The following is a 20,175-nucleotide window of genomic DNA, read 5'->3' as shown; positions in this document are numbered from 1 at the left end:
TGCTGTCAATATCATCGGTTTAAATAGTCGAGGCGAAACAATCCCGCCGCCACAGTGGCAGCAATCCCCTAGTGGTTATTGAAAGGCGGAAGAAATGCTGGTCAATCCATAATTCTTAAGTGAAAAACGCCTGGCGTTTATATTCATGAATGGCTGTATAAGAGGGCCTATGACCAACAAGAATGCAATGGTTCCCACACCGAAGGGCCCGCCCAGAAGCCATCCGGTTGAAAAGATGCCAATTTCAATTATCATTTTGGCTTTGGTGAATGACCACGCCCATTTGGACACCATGGTAAGCACCACAAGGTCCATGATCCTGATACCAATACCGCTCATGATAATCAGTGCAGACGAATAAGCACACAGCACCAGACCCATCGCCAATATCGTGTAATCATTAACTCTGACAATCAAATACTCTCCAAGCCCCAGCACGGACCAGAGGTCAATCAACAGACCTGTAAGTGTGGTTGTGATAAATGGGCTTATCGGAGGGTATTTCTTGTTCCAGAGCATCCACCACAGCAGAAAGAATAGAGAAACGATACCCGAACAAACGCCCATTCCGAGCATGAGTATTTTATTTATCGAGATGATCAGGACATCTAAGGGGTCAGTCCCCAGTTGACTGACTATGAAAAGCTTGGCCCCCACCGAGAAAAGTGCGACTCCAGCCAGATACATAAAAATCTGATCCATCTTGAAATCACGAAAACTTAGGACTTGCGTTCCAATATAATTCGCGAATGATGAATAGGATTTTTTTTCACACTTTATTTTTTCATCTTCCATACGAGCACCATCCCTGGAGGAGAATATTTTATTATGCAGTGCGTAACGCTAAGGATTCAGAGCTAATGATTGCCCGGGTTCTTGTTAGGCTTTATCGGGCTGCAAATAGACTAGCACTCTGCTTTATTTTGGTGCATTATTTTTTAATGAAAACCGGGTGCTTTTCATTAAAATTTATACTTTTTGCTGTGGGAGCTTACATGGATCGTATAGACATCAAAATCTTGGGGGAGGTGCAGGACTTTGGTCGCATTTCCATCACGGAGCTGTCCAAGCACGCAGGTCTTTCTATTCCCGCCACCACTGATCGGTTGCGAAAGCTCGAAGACTCTGGGGTCATCAAGGGATATAGCGCTCAGTTAGATCCAACCAAACTAGGGTTCGGCATATCTGCTGTCGTCGGCATGACCACCCTCAAGCCTGCGAAATCCAAATTGATAGCGACGCTCAACGACATACCCGAAGTCGTTGAGTGCCTGCACGTCACGGGTAACGACTCCTACCTGATCAGGATCTATGCCAGGTCAATGGCCGATATCGAAAATATCATTGCGAAGATCAACGCGTACGGTGAGACACGTACAAGCATTGTCTTGTCTGTCCCCATCGAGAGAAGAAAGCTTGTCCCTTGAGCCTGTACATAGAACAGTCAGCTGTCAGCTATTTCAAGGGTGATCATTTTGTTTGCCCGGAACGGCGCCAGCAGCGATTCATCTACCCTGAATCGGTAATTAACGTCCACGGCTCTTTGAGGAACGGTGAGCAATGTCATGCCGGTCGCAGATACTGCGGCCGATGTGCCTGCACCCACTAACGTACTTGGCCGTCATGGATCACCCGAAGAGGACATTGCGCCGGCGGTGCTGTTTCTCGCCAGCAAGGATGGGCAATTTTTGACGGGGTATAGCCTGACGCCTGACGGTGGCCAAATCATCGACAGCGCACGCTGATTTTACCGTCCAGTCTGCAACCGATTGCCCCACTGGGAACACAAGACTCGCCTTGGCGCGTCTTGTGTTTTTTCAAGCGATGCTCTCCGATGCAACAGGCTCTCGCGAAGCTGCGCGTGCGGCCAGGAAGGCAAGAACTGCCGCCACGCCTAGCAGCGTGGCGCTCAACTCGAAAGTCGCTCTATAGCCATTCGAGTCAAATACCAGCCCGCCAACGGTTGCGCCGGATGCAATGGCCAGTTGGATGATCGCCACCATTAAGCCGCCTCCGGCTTCAGCATCCTCTGGCAATGTTCTGGCCAGCCATGTCCACCATCCCACCGGCGCCGCGGTCGCAACCAGCCCCCAGAGGCCCAACAAGACGGTGGTGGTAGTCACAGAGCTGCCGTACGAAACGAGTGCCAGCGCGATCGCCGCCATCAATATCGGGATGACGATGAGGGTGCGATGCAGGCCATTTTTCAAGAATGCTTCAATCAGGAAGGTTCCCGCGAGGCCTGCCAGACCGAGGGCGAGCAACATCAGTGACAGCATGCAAATACTGACGTGCGTGACCGTTTCAAGGAACGGGCGCAGGTAGGTAAATAGCATGAACTGGCCCATGAAAAAGACACTGACCGCCGCCATGCCTAACGCGACCGGTGTGCTTTTCATCAACCTGAAAACATTTCCAGTGCCTGAACCGCTTTGCGACTTCATCGCAGGAAGGCTCGCCCAAAGCCAGATACTGGCGATTACCGCGACCGGGATGACGCACAAAAATGCACCGCGCCATCCGATGAAGGCTCCGAGAAAACTGCCCAGAGGTGCTGCAATCACTGTCGCCAGAGCGTTGCCGCCATTGACGACTGCCATGGCGCGAGCGATCTGGTCGTCAGGCACCAGGCGTATGGCAGTTGCCGCCGACAATGACCAGAAGCCACCAATTGCCACGCCGATCAGCGCGCGGCCGGCCATGAACACCCAGTAGTTCGGCGCGAACGCGACCACGGTTCCCGAAACGATCATCAGCAGAGTCAGGGACAACAGCAGTGGCTTGCGGTCGACCCGCGCCGCCACCGAAGCGGTCAGGAGGCTGGCGAATAGCGCAAACAGCCCGGAGACTGAAATGCCCTGGCCCGCTTGCCCTTCGGTGATATGCAGATCGGCGGCAATCGGTGTCAGCAGGCTGACGGGCATGAACTCCGATGCCACCAGGACGAAGGCGGCGAGCGACATGGCGAATACGGCACCCCATGATTGTTCAGGTTTTCGCGGGCCTGAGAGCGTGTGTTGGATCATTGATTGAATCCTGTAATGCGCGAAGCGTCGCGGCCCCGGGAACGAGGCCGCGCGTGAGAACGGATGCCCGGCCAAGGCACTGCTCAGTGCTACTTCAGGTTGCTTTTGAAGAACGTGGTCAACTTGGCGAATGGTATGAGGTTGACCCGGTCGTAAAGATCCACATGGCCGGCATCTGGAATGATGAGCAGTTCTTTAGGTTCTGCCGCGCGTTTGTAGGCATCCTCACTGAACTCGAGTGAGTGTGCCCGGGCGCCAGCAATGAACAGCAGTGGGCGAGGGGAGATCGTCTCGATGTCGTTGAACGGATAGAAGTTCATGAATTTCACGTTGCTGGTCAGCGTCGGCATGGTGGTTGTCTGCGCCGATGCGCCGGCAGGGGTGACCTCACCACGTGGTGTGCGATAGAAATCGTAGAACTCGTCACCCACGGCGTTGCCGGTTAGCTTCAGTGGTGAGCCGCTGGTATAGCGGACTTCGCCACCCCAGAATTCGGCGTTGCGCTGCTGCGCCGCTTCGCGAATGATTTGCTGGCGTTGTTCGATCGTTACACTGTGCTTGAGGCCATTACGATTGGCGGCGCCCATGTCGTACATGCTGACGGTGGCGATGGCCTTCAGACGCGGATCGATCTTGGCCGCACTGATGGCGAAGCTGCCACTGCCGCAAATACCGATGACGCCGATACGTTCACGATCGACCAATGGGCGAGAGCCGAGAAAGTCCACGGCGGCACTGAAGTCTTCGGCGTAGATATCAGGCGAAACGGCCTGGCGAGGCGTGCCCTCACTTTCACCCCAGAAGGACAAGTCCAGCGACAGTGTGATAAATCCCTGCTCGGCCATTTTTGTGGCGTAGAGGTTTGCACTCTGCTCCTTCACTGCCCCCATTGGATGACCGACGATGATCGCGGCATTCTTCGATTGAGGATTGAGGTTCTTCAGGATGAACAGATTGCCCACCACCTTCATGCCGTATTGATTCTTGAAGGAGACCTTTTCTACCGTCACTTTTTCGCTTTTGTAGAAGTTGTCCGCGCCGTTCGACAAATCGGCTCCCGTTGAAGAAAAAGAGGTAACAAGCAGCCCTAGGGCAAGCAAAATGCCTTTCACTGGATAGTCCTTTTGATGAGTGGTTATTCGCTGGCGCTTTTTGCTTAGCCAGCCAATGTGGCGTTGTCGATCACGAAGCGATACTTGACGTCGCCCTTGAGCATCCGCTCGTAGGATTCGTTGATCTGATCGACCCGGACCAACTCGATGTCGGCGACGATGCCGTGCTCGGCGCAGAAATCCAGCATCTCCTGCGTCTCGGGGATACCACCGATCATCGAGCCGGCAATCGTTCGTCGTTTCATGATCAGGTTGAACACATTGGGCGATGGATGCGGCGAGGCGGGCGCACCGACCAGGGTCAGCGCACCATCGCGCTTGAGTAGAACCAGGAAGGCATCGAGATCGTGGGGGGCTGCGACGGTGTTGAGGATGAAGTCGAAGCTCTTGGCATGCGCGGCCATCTCCTCAGCGTTGCGCGATACCACCACTTCGTCAGCGCCTAACTCCTTCGCCGCTTCGCGCTTGGATTCGGATGTAGTGAACGCCACAACGTGGGCGCCCATCGCGTGGGCCAGCTTGATGCCCATGTGGCCCAGGCCACCAATGCCGACCACGCCGATTTTCTTGCCCGGCCCGGCGTTCCAGTGACGTAATGGGGAATAGGTGGTGATGCCTGCACACAGCAGTGGTGCGACGGCGGCCAGTTGTTCTTCGGGATGGCGGATACGCAGAACATAACGTTCATGCACCACGATGTTTTGCGAGTAGCCGCCGAGCGTCCAGCCGGGTTCGTCCGGGGTCGGGAAGTTGTAGGTACCGACCATGCCGTCGCAATAGTTTTCCAGCCCCGTGGCACAGTCTTCACAGTGTTTGCAGCTGTCGACGATGCAACCGACACCGACCAGATCGCCGACTTTGAAATCCACAACATGCGCGCCGACCGCCGATACACGGCCCACAATTTCGTGCCCCGGTACGCAGGGAAATTGCGTGCCTGCCCACTCGGCGCGCACCTGGTGCAAGTCCGAATGGCAGATGCCGCAAAAGGCAATATCGATCTGAACGTCATGGGCGGCGGGTGTGCGGCGAATGATTTGCAACGGTTCAAGGGGCTTGTCACCCGCATGAGCACCATAGGCTTGTACAAGCATGGGAGAGTCCTCAATGGCTTTGTCGGATGAACATTTTCCGGCTCTGCCCAGACTCCCTGTAGTGCATTGCGCTGGATTATTTGCCTGATTCTATGAGTCTCTGTTTTTTTGCAGGACGGTCACGAGCGGGCGAGTTAGAGTTCAGCGAAGAGGTACAAGGCGAACATGACGATCAAACACGACACCGCTGCTCAACACCTGTCGCCACAAGAAACGCTTGCGCGGATCATTGGCGAGCAGATCCCGAAACCAGGCGACTACGGTACGCCCATTACGGGCCTGGGCTTTTTCAGGCGCGAACATCCGTCGCCGCCCGTCGTCTGCATGGTCGAGCCAAGCATCATCCTCGTCGCCCAGGGGGAGAAACAGCTGTGGGTAGGTGGCGAGGGCTACCCGTATGACACGTCGCGATTTCTGATCACCTCATTGGACTTGCCCGCCAATTCTGAGGTGCTGGTGGCAAGCCCGGAGCAGCCATGCCTGGGGCTGACTTTGAAGCTCGATCTGCGCATGCTGGCTGAGCTGATAGTGCAGGGTGACTTGCCGCCAGCCCGTGATCGATCAGTGGTGAAAGGTGTCGGGATTGGTTCAGTAACGCCTGCCATGTTGGCGTCGTTCGAGCGCTTGCTGGCGCTACTCGATGAACCCGAAGCCATCCCTGTGCTTGCGCCCCTGATTCAGCGCGAAATTCACTATCGTCTCTTGAAGAGCGATCAGGCTGCCAGGTTGCGGCAGATTACCTCGGTCGATGGCCAGGGTTATCGCATCGCAAAAGCCATCGACTGGCTGAAGTTGAATTACGCCTCGGCGCTTCGCGTCGAAGAACTTGCGGCGCGAGTGCAGATGAGCACACCCACCTTTCATCACCACTTCCGCCAGCTCACCTCGATGAGCCCGTTGCAGTACCAGAAGTGGCTGCGATTGAACGAGGCGAGGCGATTGATGCTCAACGAGCATCAGGAAGTATCAAGCGCAGCCTACCAGGTCGGCTATGAAAGCCCGTCGCAGTTCAGTCGCGAATACAGCCGTCTGTTTGGCGTACCCCCCAAGCGGGATATTGCGATGTTGCGAGGGCAGGGGGTAGCAACATAAATACACCCTGTCAGGCAGGCGCCATCAGGACGGCTCTCAGCTGGCAGCTAAGGCTATACAAGGCCGACAAACGACAGAATAACCAGGACAATCACAACTGCCCCGACGATGTAGATAATATTGTTCATGAAAGCCACCTCTCTATCCCAACAGGATTGCGACACCACGGTGCCTAATACAGATGACACCTTCGTTCGCAGTTCCGTTCCCCGAACCAGTCTCGGCGGCAGCGCTCACCACTGAAGGACTATCAGATAATGTTCTCCAATAAATCAGTCGTGCGTCGCGCAGCAGCAACTCTTCGAGGCAGCCACTGTCGACCGGCTCAAGTGATGAAGTTTGTGGGCGCTCGGAAAAGTCGTTCAAAATGGCCGATTCGTGACTAGATATCTTATCGGTCACAAGTTGTCAGTCGGCGATTGGGTGAGTAAGCTGTTCTCATGAATCAGCCATCAATATCTTCATCTTCGCCCAGCCCCCGTGGTCCTGCCGATCACGACATTCGAGACCAGATTGTCGTGGCGGCCAACGAACACTTCAGTCAATACGGCTACGGCAAAACCACGGTTTCCGACCTGGCTAAGACCATCGGGTTTTCCAAGGCCTACATCTACAAATTTTTTGATTCCAAGCAGGCGATCGGTGAAGCCATCTGCGCAAATTGTCTGGCAGAAATCGTCGCGGCTGTGGAGCAGGCGATCAATGTAGAAGACCTGTCGCCGACGGAGCGCTTTCGACGATTGGTCAAAACTGTGATCGCCACAGGTGTGAATCTGTTCTTTAACGACCGAAAACTCTATGACATTGCAGCATTTGCGGCGTCGGAAAGCTGGCCCAGTACGCAGGCTTATGACGCACAGATCAAACGCTTCGTGTTGCAAATCGTGCGGGAGGGGCGAGAGATCGGCGAATTTGAACGCAAGACTCCCCTGGACGAAACAGTAGAAGCGATACATCTGGCTTTGCGGCCTTTCGTCAATCCATTACTCCTGCAGTACAACCTCGATTATGTCGAGGAGGCGCCCACGCTCACCTCCAACCTCATTTTGCGTAGCCTCATGCCTTGACCTTCGGCTAACGGTTTTACGTCATGCCTGTGTAAGCGACACATCACCAAAACGGCTTTTCACTTTGCCCTTCTTCCAGTCGTCGAAGGGCATTTCATTTATTCGCATTGTGACCGTTGACTGAATCGGTCACATGAATAAATATGGTGGGCCGTTGCTTCTACTGCTTCATCTCAGTGATCCCATAGAGTTCAAACAATGAAAAAAATAGTGCTCAAGAGCCCATTTGGCCTCGCTGTCGTGCTCGCATCTTCAAATGTGTTTGCAAGCGGTTTCGCTCTCAATGAACAAAGCGTCAGTGGGATGGGGGCCGGGTTTGCCGGGCGCTCCTCATCCGCTGAAGATGCGAGCACGGTCTTCGGTAATCCGGCGGGTATGTCTCGATTGAAAAGAGAGCAGGTCAGCGTGGGCGCGGCGACTCTATTCGCGAAGACCGACATAAGCCAAACCCGCAGTACATTCGGGGGCCAGGAAGACGGCGACATGGTGCCAACCACCACAGTGCCTATGGGTTACTACGTCAAACCCATCGATGAGCATTGGGCGTTCGGTGTAGGTTTTTATGTACCTTTCGGTCTGATGACTGACTATGGCAGCGGTTTTGCCGGGCGTTACTACGCCAACAAAAGTGAGGTCACGACCCTTACGTTCCAGCCCACCATCAGCTATGCCTTCAACGACAAAGTTTCGATCGGCTTCGGTCCGACCATCAACCGCATCACCGGTGAGCTGTCCGGGATGGTGCCCAATCCACTTAGCCCAGGTCGCAATGACGGAAAACTCAAAAGCACGGGCGATGACACGGCCCTCGGTTTCAACGCCGGTATCCTGGTGCAGGCTACAGACCAAACTCGCTTGGGCATGACTTACCATTCCAAGGTCAGTTACCACTTGGACGCCAAGACCAAGGTCACCGACGGCATCTTTAGCGTGTTGGGGGTCAGCGGTCGGAGTTATGACGCTTCGCTGGATGTGGATACCCCAGAGTCAGTGGATTTCTCGGTGACTCATCAGCTCAATAATGACTGGACTCTATATTTGGGGAGTACCTGGACACGCTGGAGTCGCTTCAAAGAGTTAACCATCGAGAACACGGGTTTACCCCCTTTGTTGAGCGGCTCCCTGGGCACGATTACCGAAGAACAGAACTGGCATGATACGTGGGCTCACGCTATCGGCACGGCGTACAAATTGAACAGCCAATGGGTACTTCGCGCAGGCTTCTCGGTCGACCAGTCTCCCACCAACAACACCAACCGTGGACCACGTATTCCTACGGGTGACCGGAAGGTTATCAGCTTCGGTGCTGGCTGGACTCCGGCGAACAATGTCACGATCGATGTTGCTTATTCCTACCTATGGGAGGAGAGCGTGCGGATCAACGACGCCTCTGCGAACAGAGGTGCATACAGTGCCAAATTTAAGAACAGTGCGAACGGGCTCGGTACGTCTGTGAGTTACCGCTTCTAATTGAGTGCTGTTACACGATGAATGTCCTGTCGGGAGCACGCGTTGCCTCCCGACCGTTAAGAGCACATCTCGGGCCTTTTCCCTGAGGTAAAAGGCCTCTTTGTCGCCCCCTCAGACTCCCATCACCTGCGCCATAAGGCCCTGATGAAACCGACGAGGCGTGGCCCAAGTCAAGACAGTAATGGCCTTGTTGCCAAAACCCGGCACCACACTCATGCGTCCGGCTTGCAGCGCACGGATTCCTGCACGCACGACGGGTTGAGGCTGCATCATCACCATTTTTAAGGTCGGTGTGATCCGTTGCTTGGCGCTTTCTGCAAATCCGGTATCCGACATTCCTGGGCAAAGAGCGGTAACGACGACGCCGTCATTTTTCAGTTCGCGATGAAGCGCATCAGAGAAGCGAAGAACATAGGCTTTCGCGGCAGAGTAAACGGCGAAATTCTTCACGCCCTGGAAGGACAGCAAGCTGGCGACCATCAGGATGTGCCCACGTTTGCGGGCTCGCATGTCGGCCGCGAAAAGGCGTGTCAGGGCTGTCAGGCTGGCGATATCCAAATCAATCATGGTCAGGGACTCATCCAGAGGTTGATCCAGGAAAGGCCCCTGCAATCCATGACCCGCATTGTTGATGAGCACATCGATCACTATATTGCGTTCGCTGAGTCGCTCATGCAGTCCGATGATCGCCGGGATCGAGGACAGGTCTACTTGTTCGACGATCACATCAACGCCGAAGCGTTCGCGCAACTGCGCCGATAGCGCTTCGAGCTTACTCAGCCTTCTTGCTACCAGAACGAGCGATTTTCCCTGCGCTGCATATTGCCGGGCAAACTCCTCGCCAAATCCGCTTGATGCGCCGGTGATGAGCACCCAGGAATTTTCGTTCGACTTCATTTCGCTTTACTCCGGTTGGTTTCTATTGAGCAATTGGCTGCTGACCGCGTCAGTCGGTGAGCGAACCCACTCTCGGATTGGGTAGTAGCTGAAAGAGGGGGGGAGGTGCGTGCATCAAGTGCTACGTCACCTGGTTAAATCATCGTGTCGCAACAGGCTGAGTTTCAGGAGGCTGCCAGCCACCACCGAGCGCCTTGAATGCCGCAACCGCCGCCCGTGCCGATTCCGTTCGTGCTTGTGCCCGAGCATCGGAAGCCTGCAGCATCGTCTCGTCGGCGTGCAGGACATCGATCAGGCTGGCCGTGCCTTTCTCATAGGCAATGAACGACGATTGGCGAGCCTGTGTCAGAGACGCCTCACCCCCGGTGAGGGTGGCTGCTTGAGCTTCCCGATTCACCAGGGAGGAGAGCGCGTTTTCGACATCCTCGGTGGCGCGCAGCACGGACTGACGGTAAGCGGCCAGGGTTTCGGCTTCTTGTCCCTTGGCTTGGTCGATTTGGGCGTTTATGCGACCGAAGTCGAAGAGTCTCCAGTGCAGGCCCAGTACGCCCGCTGACTGGCTGGCGCCGCTGGTGAAAAGATTGCCTGCGGATACAGCCGTAGCACTACCCAGCAATGCGCTGAGGGAGAATTTCGGGTAGTACTCAGCAATCGCCTCCCCGATGCGTGCGTTTGAAGCCGCCAGACGGCGCTCAGCCACAATGAGGTCTGGCCTGCGGCGCAGCAAATCGGCCGGCGTTCCCATCGTCTTTAACTGCGGCGCTACAGGAATGCTCCCCGCACTTGCCAGTTGTGTGCGGTGAGTGCCTGGCGGCGTGCCGAGCATGACATCCAGCGCATTCATGGCAGCATCCAGACCGGTCTGCAGGACCGGCACTGTCGCCTGGACCTGCGATAGCGCCCCCTCGGCCTGGCGAACCTGATAGTTGGCGGCGAGCCCCTTGCTGTAGAGCAATTGGACTTTCTCTAGTAGCTCTCGCTGTGTTTTGACTTGTCGGTTCGCAATGTCCAGCCGGGTCTGCAGTCCGCGGATAGTGATGTAGACATCGGCGGTCTGTGCAGCGACGGCCAATCGTGTGGCAGCGGCGCCCGCCTGGGAAGCCTGGTACTCGGCCAGAGCAGCCTCGCGTCCGCGGCGCAATCCGCCAAAGACATCTACCTCCCAGCTGGCATCGAGGTTGGCCTCGTAGGAACTTCCGTACCGGTCATAGCCAGGCGTTGAGTTCAACACCTGGCCGAGCGGCGTCTCGATTGACTGGTAGGAGCGCGCGGCCTGTCCGCTGATGTTCCCCGAGGGCAGTAAAGCGGCACTTGCAGCGCCCAGTCCTGCCCGCGCCTGCGTGACTCGCGCCGACGCCTGCGCCAGGTCCAGGTTCTGCTCAAGTGCCCTGGAGACGAAGTCGGCTAACAGCGGATCACCAAAGCCTTCCCACCAGGCGACAAGACTGGCCGGCGTCGCCCCAGGCCTCTGTTCGACAGAAGACTGCCCCAAGTAATGGTCCGACAGTGGGGCGTCCGGACGGTGATAGTCCGGACCGACCGCGCAACCTGTCATCAAGCTGGCACTCACCAAGAGAGCAATGGGGCGGAGGGGAGGCATTGAGGTACCTTCAATTGAGGATGTTTGTGACTATATTACGTTATGGTCACTATCTGTCAATCGACGCTCTTTGGGCTAAGTTGGAGGTTGGCCAGCAGTATTCGGCAATACTAGTGCTGAGATCATGGGGTTCGGTACTTCATGGTTCGTGACCATTGACAGAAATGGTCACTAGACTGAGAATGAAGCGCCAGTCCTATTTGTTTAAGTAAGGGAACCTATGCGCCGGCTTCGACCTGTCCCCATTGCCGTTTGCTTGTTGCCTCTCGTCCTGACGGCGTGTGGCGACTCATCCACCGTTGAAGATCCACGCACGCATGCCCCTCTGGTGAGGTCCTCTGCGGTTCAGGGTTCGTCCGACGTCTCACGTTCTTTCACGGGCGTCGTGGCTGCCCGCGTCCAGGGCGACCTGGGCTTCCGGGTATCAGGCAAGGTGCTTGAGCGTCTGGTTGACACCGGTCAGACCGTTAAGCGTGGTCAGCCACTCATGCGTCTCGACCCAATCGACCTGGGGTTGCAGGCGCGAGCACAGCAAGAGTCAGTCATAGCCGCTCGGGCCCGAGCCAAGCAGACTGCAGATGACGAGGCGCGATATCGCGACCTGGTCGCCGCAGGCGCTATTTCCGCATCGGCTTACGACCAGATCAAAGCCGCAGCGGATACCGCAAAGGCGCAGCTCAGCGCCGCTGAAGCGCAGGCTGATGTAGCCCGCAATGCTTCTGGTTATGCGGTGCTGTTTGCGGATTCCGACGGCGTAGTGGTGGAGACGCTCGCCGAGCCCGGGCAAGTCGTCAGCCCGGGGCAGCCCGTGGTTCGACTGGCGCGGGCGGGGCAGCGCGAAGCCATCGTGCATCTGCCCGAGACGCTACGCCCCGCAGCAGGATCCACCGCGCAGGCGACGCTTTATGGCAATACCACGGGTGCTGTTACAGCGAAGCTGAGGTTGCTTTCTGACTCGGCCGACCGAATGACACGCACCTTCGAGGCGCGGTATGTGCTTGAGGGCGCGCTGGCCAATGCACCGCTAGGTTCGACCGTCACGCTTCGGATCGCTGAAGGCGCCACGCAAGGGCAGGGGCTACAAGTGCCGATCGCTGCCGTTTATGACCCAGGCCAAGGCACTGGCGTGTGGGTCATTGCCGGTACACCTGCGAAGGTGGCCTGGCGACCTGTTCAAATCTTGGGCTTGAGCGACGACGCAGCGCGAGTCGCAGGCGATCTCAAGGTCGGCGAGCAGATTGTAGCGTTAGGCGCGCATCTGCTGCGCGATGGTGAGGAGGTGAGGCTGGCTCAACCGGATGGCGTCAAGGTCGCAGGGAGTCATCCATGAGCGAGGGGCGCTTCAATCTCTCCGCGATCGCCGTTCGCGAGCGCTCCATCACGGTGTTTTTGATCTTCCTGATCGCCGTTGCGGGCATCCTGTCGTTCTTCCAGCTGGGGCGTGCGGAAGATCCTCCGTTTACGGTCAAGCAGTTGACGGTCATTACCGCGTGGCCGGGCGCCACGGCGCAGGAGATGCAGGATCAGGTAGCAGAGCCACTTGAAAAGCGCCTGCAAGAACTGAAATGGTACGACCGCACGGAAACCTACACCCGTCCTGGCCTCGCCTTCACCATGGTGTCACTGCGCGATAGCACGCCGCCCGCGCAGGTGCAGGAGGAGTTCTATCAGGCGCGTAAAAAGCTCGACGATGAGGCCAGGAAGCTGCCGGCGGGTGTCATCGGGCCAATGGTCAACGACGAGTTTTCGGACGTGACATTTGCACTGTTCGCCCTGAAAGCCAAAGGCGAACCGCAGCGACTGTTGGTACGTGATGCAGAGTCGTTGCGCCAACAACTGCTGCATGTGCCGGGCGTGAAGAAGGTCAACATTATTGGGGAGCAACCCGAGCGCATCTTTGTTTCCTTTTCCCATGATCGGCTGGCCACCTTGGGCGTATCACCTCAGGACATCTTTGCCGCGCTGAATAATCAGAACGTGCTCACGCCTGCCGGTTCGATCGAAAGCGACGGGCCACAAATCTTCCTCCGGCTGGATGGCGCCTTCGACAAGGTGCAGAAGATTCGTGACACACCCATTGCGGTTCAGGGGCGGACGCTGAAGCTCTCGGACGTGGCGACGATCGAACGTGGTTATGAAGATCCGGCAACCTTTCTCGTGCGTAATAACGGTGAAGAGGCCTTGTTGCTGGGGATCGTGATGCGTGAGGGTTGGAACGGTCTTGACCTGGGCAAGGCGTTGGACGCGGAGACGGTCAAGATCAATGAAGGCATGCCGTTGGGCATGACGCTCTCCAAGGTCACCGATCAATCTGTAAATATCAGTTCGGCCGTCGGCGAGTTCATGGTCAAGTTTTTCGTCGCGCTGCTTGTGGTGATGCTTGTCTGCTTTCTCAGCATGGGCTGGCGTGTAGGGGTTGTGGTCGCTGCGGCTGTGCCGTTGACGTTGGCGGTGGTGTTTGTGGTGATGGCGTCCACTGGAAAGAACTTTGACCGTATCACCCTTGGCTCGTTGATTCTGGCGCTCGGACTGTTGGTGGACGACGCCATCATTGCTATCGAAATGATGGTGGTGAAAATGGAAGAGGGCTACGACCGCATCAAAGCTTCCGCGTACGCCTGGAGTCATACAGCCGCGCCGATGCTTTCCGGTACGCTGGTGACGGCTATCGGCTTTATGCCCAACGGTTTCGCGCAGTCGACAGCCGGCGAGTACACCAGCAACATGTTCTGGATCGTGGGCATTGCCCTGATTGCCTCCTGGGTGGTTGCGGTAGCTTTTACCCCGTACCTGGGTGTGAAGATGTTGCCGAACATCAAGAAGGTGGAGGGTGGTCATGCGGCCATCTACAACACCCGAAATTACAACCGCTTCCGCCAGGTATTGACGCGTGTCATCGCTCGCAAATGGCTGGTAGCCGGTACTGTTATCGCAATGTTTGGCGTGGCGATTCTCGGCATGAGCCTGGTCAAGAAACAGTTCTTCCCTACCTCGGACCGTCCAGAGGTATTGATTGAAGTGCAAATGCCTTATGGAACCTCCATTGAGCAGACCAGCGCCACCACCGCCAAGATAGAGGCCTGGCTGCAAAAGCAGGGTGAGGCAAAAATCGTCACCGCTTATATCGGACAAGGCGCGCCGCGTTTCTATCTGGCGATGGCGCCGGAACTCCCTGATCCATCGTTCGCGAAGATTGTGGTGCTGACGGACAGCCAGGAGGAGCGCGAGGCCCTCAAGTTCCGTCTCCGCGAGGCCGCTGCTGAGGGACTTGCCCCAGAAGCGCGTGTCAGGGTGACTCAGCTTGTGTTTGGTCCATATTCGCCGTTCCCTGTTGCCTATCGGGTGATGGGGCCTGATCCGTCAAAATTGCGCGAGATCGCGAGCCAGGTACAGGACGTGATGCAGTCGAGCTCGATGATGAGAACTGTCAACACTGACTGGGGGCCACTGACGCCGACGCTGCATTTCGCTCTGGATCAGGATCGCTTGGAGGCGGTGGGGTTGACGTCAAACTCAGTCGCGCAGCAACTGCAGTTCCTGTTGGCCGGAGTACCGATCACTGCGGTTCGTGAGGACATTCGTTCGGTGCAGGTGGTCGGTCGCGCAGCGGGTGATATCCGGCTCGATCCCGCCAGGATAGAAGGTTTTACTCTGGTAGGCTCGGCGGGTCAGCGGATTCCGCTGTCTCAGGTGGGAGAGGTCGATGTTCGTATGGAAGATCCGATTCTCCGACGTCGTGACCGCACGCCGACCATTACCGTGCGCGGTGATATTGCCGAAGGCCTGCAGCCACCGGACGTCTCGAGCGTGATCATGAAGGAGCTGCAGCCGGTCATCGACCAGCTGCCTGACGGGTACCGGATCGAGCAGGCGGGTGCAATCGAGGAGTCGGGCAAAGCCGGTAAAGCGATGTTGCCGCTGTTCCCGATCATGATTGCCATGACGCTGCTGATCATTATTCTGCAGGTACGTTCGATCTCGGCGATGGTCATGGTGTTCCTCACCTCGCCACTGGGGTTGATTGGTGTGGTGCCGACACTGCTTATCTTCCAGCAGCCGTTTGGTATCAACGCTCTGGTAGGTCTAATCGCCCTTTCAGGCATTTTGATGCGCAATACGCTGATTCTGATTGGGCAAATCCATCACAACGTGCAAGAAGGGCTGGATCCGTTTCACGCGGTGATCGAAGCCACGGTCCAACGTGCCCGCCCGGTACTGCTGACAGCGCTGGCGGCAATCCTGGCATTCATTCCCCTGACACACTCCGTCTTCTGGGGGACGCTGGCCTACACGCTGATCGGAGGCACGTTCGTCGGAACCATCATGACGCTGGTGTTCCTGCCAGCGATGTACTCCATCTGGTTCAAGATCCGTCCTGACCATACGGGGAAAACTGAACCAGCCAATAAGCAAGCAAGCCTGGTGGATAGGACGCCACCTCGTCCTCTCGACGTTCACCAAACCACAGAGCTTTAGCCGTAGGCCATAGCGTGCTGCTTTAGTGGGCGTCGACGTGGCTGTTTACCTGACACCGAACCGCCGAGGGGACGCAACGTCTCCTCGGCGGCCAACGTTCAGTCAGTCACAGACCCCTGCGGTATTCTCCCGGCGAAACTGTCCACCAGGCTCGCCACCACCATCTCTCCCATTCGCGTGCGAGTCTGCAGCGTCGCACTCGCGCGATGGGGCTGCAGCACCACGTTCTCGTTACCAAACAGTGCTTCGGGTACGTTCGGTTCATCGACAAACACATCCAGCGCCGCACCTGCGATCTCTCCAGCGGCCAGTGCCGTCACCAGATCGACCTCGTTGACCAGCTTGCCGCGCGCCACGTTGATCAGATACCCGTTCTTGCCCAGCGCCTGCAGCACCTCGGCATTGATGATGGCTTCAGCCTTGTCGGCAGCGGCCGCGAGAATCAGTGCATCACTGTTGCTGGCCAACTGCTTCAGATCGGCGATGAACGTGTGGTTCACGTCGCTCATCGGCTGCAGATCGGTGTAACTGATCGGGCAGCCGAACGCCGCGGCCCGGGTCGCCACGGCACGGCCGACCCGGCCCATGCCGACGATCCCGATGCGCATGCCCGACACCTGACGTGCCAACGGCAACGGAGCCAACGGCGTCGGGCTATGGGGCCATTGGCCCGAACGCACATAACGATCACTGGTGCACAGACCCCGGCACACGGCAATCAACAATCCGATGGCCAGGTCGGCGACATCTTCGGTCAGCGCTCCGATGGTTGCCGTTACGCGGATTCCGCGATCCCGGGCGTAAGCCAGATCCACCGCATCGGTACCCACGCCATTGACCGCCACCACTTCCAGTTTCGGTAGTTGCGCCATCAGCGCCTGGCTGATCCCGGTATGCCCGCCGGTGATCACCCCGCGAATGTTCGCGCCGTGTTCCTGCAAATACGCCTGCTTGTCGGCCTGCTGGAAGTAACGTCTGACGGTAAACAGCTCATCGAGCCGCGCGTTGATTTCAGGGATCAGGATCGGGCTGAGCTGCAAGACTTCTGGCTTCATGTAAACCTCGTGTAGCGGAATTAAGAAGGCCGGTTTAACCGCGACCGGCAAACGGCATGGCACTGGCCATGACGGTCATGTTCAGGACGTTCGCTTCCAGCGGCAGGCCGGCGATGTAACGCACGGCATCGGCCACATGTTTGACGTCCACCATCGGCTCCACGGCGATGGTGCCGTTGGCCTGGCGCACGCCTTTGGTCATGCGCACCGACATTTCGGTCAGGGCGTTGCCAATGTCGATCTGGCTGCAGGCGATGTTGAATTCACGCCCGTCCAGGGCCAGGGATTTGGTCAGCCCCAGCACCGCATGTTTGCTGGCGGTGTAGGCGCTGCTGAAGGGGCGTGGGGTATGCGCCGAGATCGAGCCGTTATTGATGATGCGTCCGCCCTGTGGCTGTTGCCGGCGCATCAGTGCGAAGGCTCCACGGGCGCAGAGGAAAACGCCGTTGAGGTTGGTGTCGATCACGTTTCGCCACTGCTCGAACGTCAGCTCATCGAGCGGCACTGCAGGGGCGTTGACCCCGGCGTTGTTGAACACCACGTCGAGGCGTCCGTATACCTCGGTGATGGTGGCAAACAGCGCATCGACGCTGGCCGGGTCGCGTACATCAGTGGGCACCGCCAACGCTTCGTGTGCTTCGCTGAGCGCCAATTCGACCAAGGCCTGCAAAGGCTCCGCTCGGCGACCGGCCAACACCAGGGTGAATCCGTCTGCCATCAGAGCCAGCGCCACGGCGCGGCCGATTCCGCTGCCGGCGCCGGTGACCAGGGCCACTTTCAAAGGACTGGACATGTTGTTATCTCCTTTTTTCAATTCACGAGAGCGTACGTCGGGTTCAAGGTCGCTGACCGACGCGCATTTCCAGTTGGCCGATGCCGTCGATCCCGGCATTGATGATGTCGCCCGGTTGCAGCACATCGACGCCCGCCGGGCTGCCGGTCATGATCAAGTCACCGGCCCGGAGCGCTACCGATTGCGAGATGCGGCTGATGATTTCACTGACCGACCAGATCTGGCTGTCGAGGCTGTCGCGTTGGCGCTCTTCGCCGTTGACGTTCAGCCACAAATCACCGTCCGGGTGTCCGGCACGAGTCACCGGCACGATGGCGGTCATCGGCGCGGCGCCGTCGAACACCTTGGCACCTTCCCACGGCAAGCCATTGCTTTTGGCCGCACGCTGGACATCACGGCGGGTCAGGTCAAGGCCGACGGCATAGCCCCAGACATAGGCCAGCGCCTGACTCTCCGGAATATTGGCGCCGCCTTCGCCGATGGCCACGACCAATTCGATTTCGTGGACAAACTCTTCGGTCAATGGCGGGAAAGTCACTTCGCCCGTCGCATCCACCACGTTGCTCGCCGGTTTCATGAAGAACACCGGCGGCTGGCGGGACTGGCCTTGGGTGTCTGGCCAAGGGTAGTTGCGGCCGACGCAAAATACTCGGCCAACGGGAAAGCGTTGCTGGCTGGCGGCAACCGGCAAGGTCACGGGCAGGTCCGGGGTAAACACGTACTCGGTCATCGTCATTTTTGTTGTCGTCCTGTTTGAAGCGTCAGCGTACGGCGGCAATCTTTTGCAAAGTTGGACGAAAGCCGCCTCGTGTTGGAGAAAAACGGTTTCTTGGCTCAGCGCGCCTTGAGTTCGATGCGATACAAGCGACCGAGCAGCAACGAATAGGACAAGGTCCCCATCAGCGCCACGCCGCCAATGAACCAGAAGGCGTAGGCAAACGAGCCTGTCGCGTGGACGATGCCGCCAATCACGATCGGGGTGACGATCCCGCCGATGTTGGCGGCCAGGCTGGTGACCCCGCCGGTCAGGCCGATCAGTTCCTTGGGCGCGACTTCCGATACGGCCGCCCACGACGACGAAGCGATTCCCTGGGCGAAGAAGGCCATGGTCAGCACTGCAATGCAGATCACGTTCGAGTCGGTGAAATTCACCAGCACGATCGACATCCCCAGCATTGAGCCGACCACCAATGGCAACTTGCGAGCGAAGGACATTGAGTAACCACGACGGATCAGCAAGTCGGAGACGATGCCGGCCAGCAGAATGCCGACCGTTGCACCTACGAACGGCAGCACGGCGAAGACCCCGGCCTTGATCATGGTCAGCTTGCGTTCTTCGATCAGGTACGTCGGGAACCAGGTCAGGAAGAAGTACAACGCCGAGGTGCTGGCGAACTTGCCGATGCAAATCGCCCAGATCTGCCGATAGCTGAACAGCTCGGCGATCTGCCGCCAGTTGAACCGGGTGCGCTCCTGACTGCTCTTGACCAGTCCACCCCCGGCTTCGATGTACTTCAGTTCTTCCTGGCTGACGTTCTTGCAGCTCAGCGGATCGCGGTAAACGAAGAGCCAGATCACACCAAACACAATGCCGAGTATCCCGGTGCTGTAGAAAACATGGCGCCAGTCATAGGTCGTGGCCAGCCATAACAGCATGCCGGTAAACAATGCCGTGCCCAGATACTGGCCGCACACGTAAATGCTGCTGGCCAGGCCCCGTTCACGGGCCGGGAACCACACCGTGACCGCTCGGCTGTTGGCCGGAAACGCTGGAGCTTCCATGGCGCCGACAGCCAGTCGCAGCCCGAACAGCGAAGCGAACCCAGTGGCAAAGCCTTGGCACACGGTGACCGTCGACCAACTGATCAGCGACACCCCGTAGGTGAACCGGGAACCGAAGCGATCGGCGATGAACCCGGCGGGGACCAGGGCGAGTGCGTAGGTCCAGGCAAACGCGGAAAAAATCAGGCCCATTTCGATCTTGTCCAGGCCCAGATCCTTGGCCATGAACGGTGCGGCAATCGAGATATTTACGCGGTCGATGTAGTTGATGATGGTCGCAATCAGCAGCAATGACAGCATGAACCAGCGCCGACGCGTCGGTAGTCGCTGAGGCAACAGGGCGTCCCGGGCGCCGGCGCTCACCGACGGCGCGGTGGACGGGGAGGTTTGCGAATTCGACATGGGTAGACCTTCTTATTGTTAGGAGAATCGAGATGTTCGCGCGCAGCCGAAGCCGATGCCCCCAGTGCCGGGGCAGGGCAATCGCTACTTGAATGAGGGCGCGGACAGCTACTGTCAGGCGCTCAGATACGCCTTCGGACTGGCTCGGTCGGGGGAGGGTTGGCGAGGGAAAAAAGCAGGTTCATCACGAGCGCACCTTTTGATTGTTATTGGAAGGGTCGGGCTGCATTGGTTGTTACAGTGGTCGTACAACTTCTCAAAATCAACGGAGGCGTTAGATCGTTTTTTCTCCTGTAAAAGACGATCAAT

At 57.5% G+C, this 20,175-nt stretch carries 17 protein-coding genes; 7 read left to right on the top strand and 10 right to left on the bottom strand.

From position 1 onward, the window contains the following. Positions 1-75 precede the first annotated feature (75 nt). Positions 76-795, bottom strand: a complete 720-nt coding sequence (locus PSH69_RS17675; protein WP_305409266.1) for a YitT family protein — start codon at positions 793-795, stop codon at positions 76-78. A 200-nt stretch (positions 796-995) separates the two neighbouring features. Between PSH69_RS17675 and PSH69_RS17670 the strand changes: the two genes are divergently transcribed. Both PSH69_RS17670 and PSH69_RS17665 read left to right on the top strand, forming a co-directional pair. Then, a complete protein-coding gene (locus PSH69_RS17670) occupies positions 996-1,427 on the top strand; it encodes an Lrp/AsnC family transcriptional regulator (RefSeq protein ID WP_305409265.1) in 432 nt (143 codons plus the stop codon). A gap of 138 nt (positions 1,428-1,565) precedes the next feature. After that, the gene (locus tag PSH69_RS17665) at positions 1,566-1,745 is read left to right on the top strand and encodes a short-chain dehydrogenase/reductase (protein ID WP_305409264.1); all 180 of its coding nucleotides are present in this window, start codon (positions 1,566-1,568) and stop codon (positions 1,743-1,745) included. 72 nt (positions 1,746-1,817) lie between these two features. Here PSH69_RS17665 and PSH69_RS17660 read toward each other — a convergent pair whose 3' ends face one another. From PSH69_RS17660 to PSH69_RS17650, 3 genes are all read right to left on the bottom strand, one after another. Continuing rightward, the gene (locus tag PSH69_RS17660) at positions 1,818-3,026 is read right to left on the bottom strand and encodes an MFS transporter (protein ID WP_305409263.1); all 1,209 of its coding nucleotides are present in this window, start codon (positions 3,024-3,026) and stop codon (positions 1,818-1,820) included. A gap of 89 nt (positions 3,027-3,115) precedes the next feature. Continuing rightward, positions 3,116-4,138, bottom strand: a complete 1,023-nt coding sequence (locus PSH69_RS17655) for an alpha/beta hydrolase (RefSeq protein WP_305409262.1) — start codon at positions 4,136-4,138, stop codon at positions 3,116-3,118. A 44-nt stretch (positions 4,139-4,182) separates the two neighbouring features. Further along, entirely contained in the window at positions 4,183-5,232 is a 1,050-nt protein-coding gene (locus PSH69_RS17650; protein WP_305409261.1) for an NAD(P)-dependent alcohol dehydrogenase, read from the bottom strand. A gap of 165 nt (positions 5,233-5,397) precedes the next feature. On the opposite strand from PSH69_RS17650, the gene PSH69_RS17645 reads away from it, so the two are divergent. The 3 genes from PSH69_RS17645 (at position 5,398) to PSH69_RS17635 (ending at position 8,861) form a co-directional block, all read left to right on the top strand. Next, positions 5,398-6,324, top strand: a complete 927-nt coding sequence (locus tag PSH69_RS17645; protein ID WP_305409260.1) for an AraC family transcriptional regulator — start codon at positions 5,398-5,400, stop codon at positions 6,322-6,324. 440 nt (positions 6,325-6,764) lie between these two features. Further along, on the top strand, positions 6,765-7,391 hold the full coding sequence (locus tag PSH69_RS17640) for a TetR/AcrR family transcriptional regulator (protein ID WP_305409259.1): 627 nt from the start codon (positions 6,765-6,767) through the stop codon (positions 7,389-7,391). A 198-nt stretch (positions 7,392-7,589) separates the two neighbouring features. Beyond that, positions 7,590-8,861 (top strand): OmpP1/FadL family transporter, encoded by a 1,272-nt coding sequence (locus tag PSH69_RS17635; RefSeq protein ID WP_305409258.1) that lies wholly within the window; start codon positions 7,590-7,592, stop codon positions 8,859-8,861. A 111-nt stretch (positions 8,862-8,972) separates the two neighbouring features. Here PSH69_RS17635 and PSH69_RS17630 read toward each other — a convergent pair whose 3' ends face one another. Together PSH69_RS17630 and PSH69_RS17625 are read right to left on the bottom strand one after the other, a co-directional pair. Continuing rightward, complete coding sequence (locus PSH69_RS17630; RefSeq protein WP_305409257.1) at positions 8,973-9,758, bottom strand: SDR family oxidoreductase; 786 nt, start codon at positions 9,756-9,758, stop codon at positions 8,973-8,975. A gap of 139 nt (positions 9,759-9,897) precedes the next feature. After that, positions 9,898-11,358, bottom strand: coding sequence for an efflux transporter outer membrane subunit (locus PSH69_RS17625; protein ID WP_305409256.1), 1,461 nt, complete (start codon positions 11,356-11,358; stop codon positions 9,898-9,900). Positions 11,359-11,578: 220 nt separating this feature from the next. On the opposite strand from PSH69_RS17625, the gene PSH69_RS17620 reads away from it, so the two are divergent. Continuing rightward, positions 11,579-12,688, top strand: coding sequence for an efflux RND transporter periplasmic adaptor subunit (locus PSH69_RS17620; protein WP_305409255.1), 1,110 nt, complete (start codon positions 11,579-11,581; stop codon positions 12,686-12,688). Further along, positions 12,685-15,834: an efflux RND transporter permease subunit gene (locus tag PSH69_RS17615; RefSeq protein WP_305409254.1), complete on the top strand. Its 3,150-nt coding sequence runs from the start codon at positions 12,685-12,687 to the stop codon at positions 15,832-15,834. The genes PSH69_RS17620 and PSH69_RS17615 overlap by 4 nt, the downstream gene beginning before the upstream one ends. Positions 15,835-15,932: 98 nt before the next feature. Here PSH69_RS17615 and PSH69_RS17610 read toward each other — a convergent pair whose 3' ends face one another. From PSH69_RS17610 to PSH69_RS17595, 4 genes are all read right to left on the bottom strand, one after another. Next, positions 15,933-16,889 (bottom strand): 2-hydroxyacid dehydrogenase, encoded by a 957-nt coding sequence (locus tag PSH69_RS17610; protein ID WP_305409253.1) that lies wholly within the window; start codon positions 16,887-16,889, stop codon positions 15,933-15,935. Positions 16,890-16,923: 34 nt separating this feature from the next. Continuing rightward, complete coding sequence (locus PSH69_RS17605) at positions 16,924-17,682, bottom strand: SDR family oxidoreductase (protein WP_305409252.1); 759 nt, start codon at positions 17,680-17,682, stop codon at positions 16,924-16,926. A 43-nt stretch (positions 17,683-17,725) separates the two neighbouring features. Next, a complete protein-coding gene (locus PSH69_RS17600) occupies positions 17,726-18,418 on the bottom strand; it encodes a fumarylacetoacetate hydrolase family protein (RefSeq protein WP_138867309.1) in 693 nt (230 codons plus the stop codon). 98 nt (positions 18,419-18,516) lie between these two features. After that, positions 18,517-19,866: an MFS transporter gene (locus tag PSH69_RS17595; protein WP_305409251.1), complete on the bottom strand. Its 1,350-nt coding sequence runs from the start codon at positions 19,864-19,866 to the stop codon at positions 18,517-18,519. Between the last annotated feature and the right edge of the window lie 309 nt (positions 19,867-20,175).

It is taken from the genome of Pseudomonas sp. FP1740 (assembly GCF_030687165.1).
Lineage (GTDB): Bacteria > Pseudomonadota > Gammaproteobacteria > Pseudomonadales > Pseudomonadaceae > Aquipseudomonas.
This window is presented reverse-complemented; position numbering and strand designations above follow the sequence as displayed.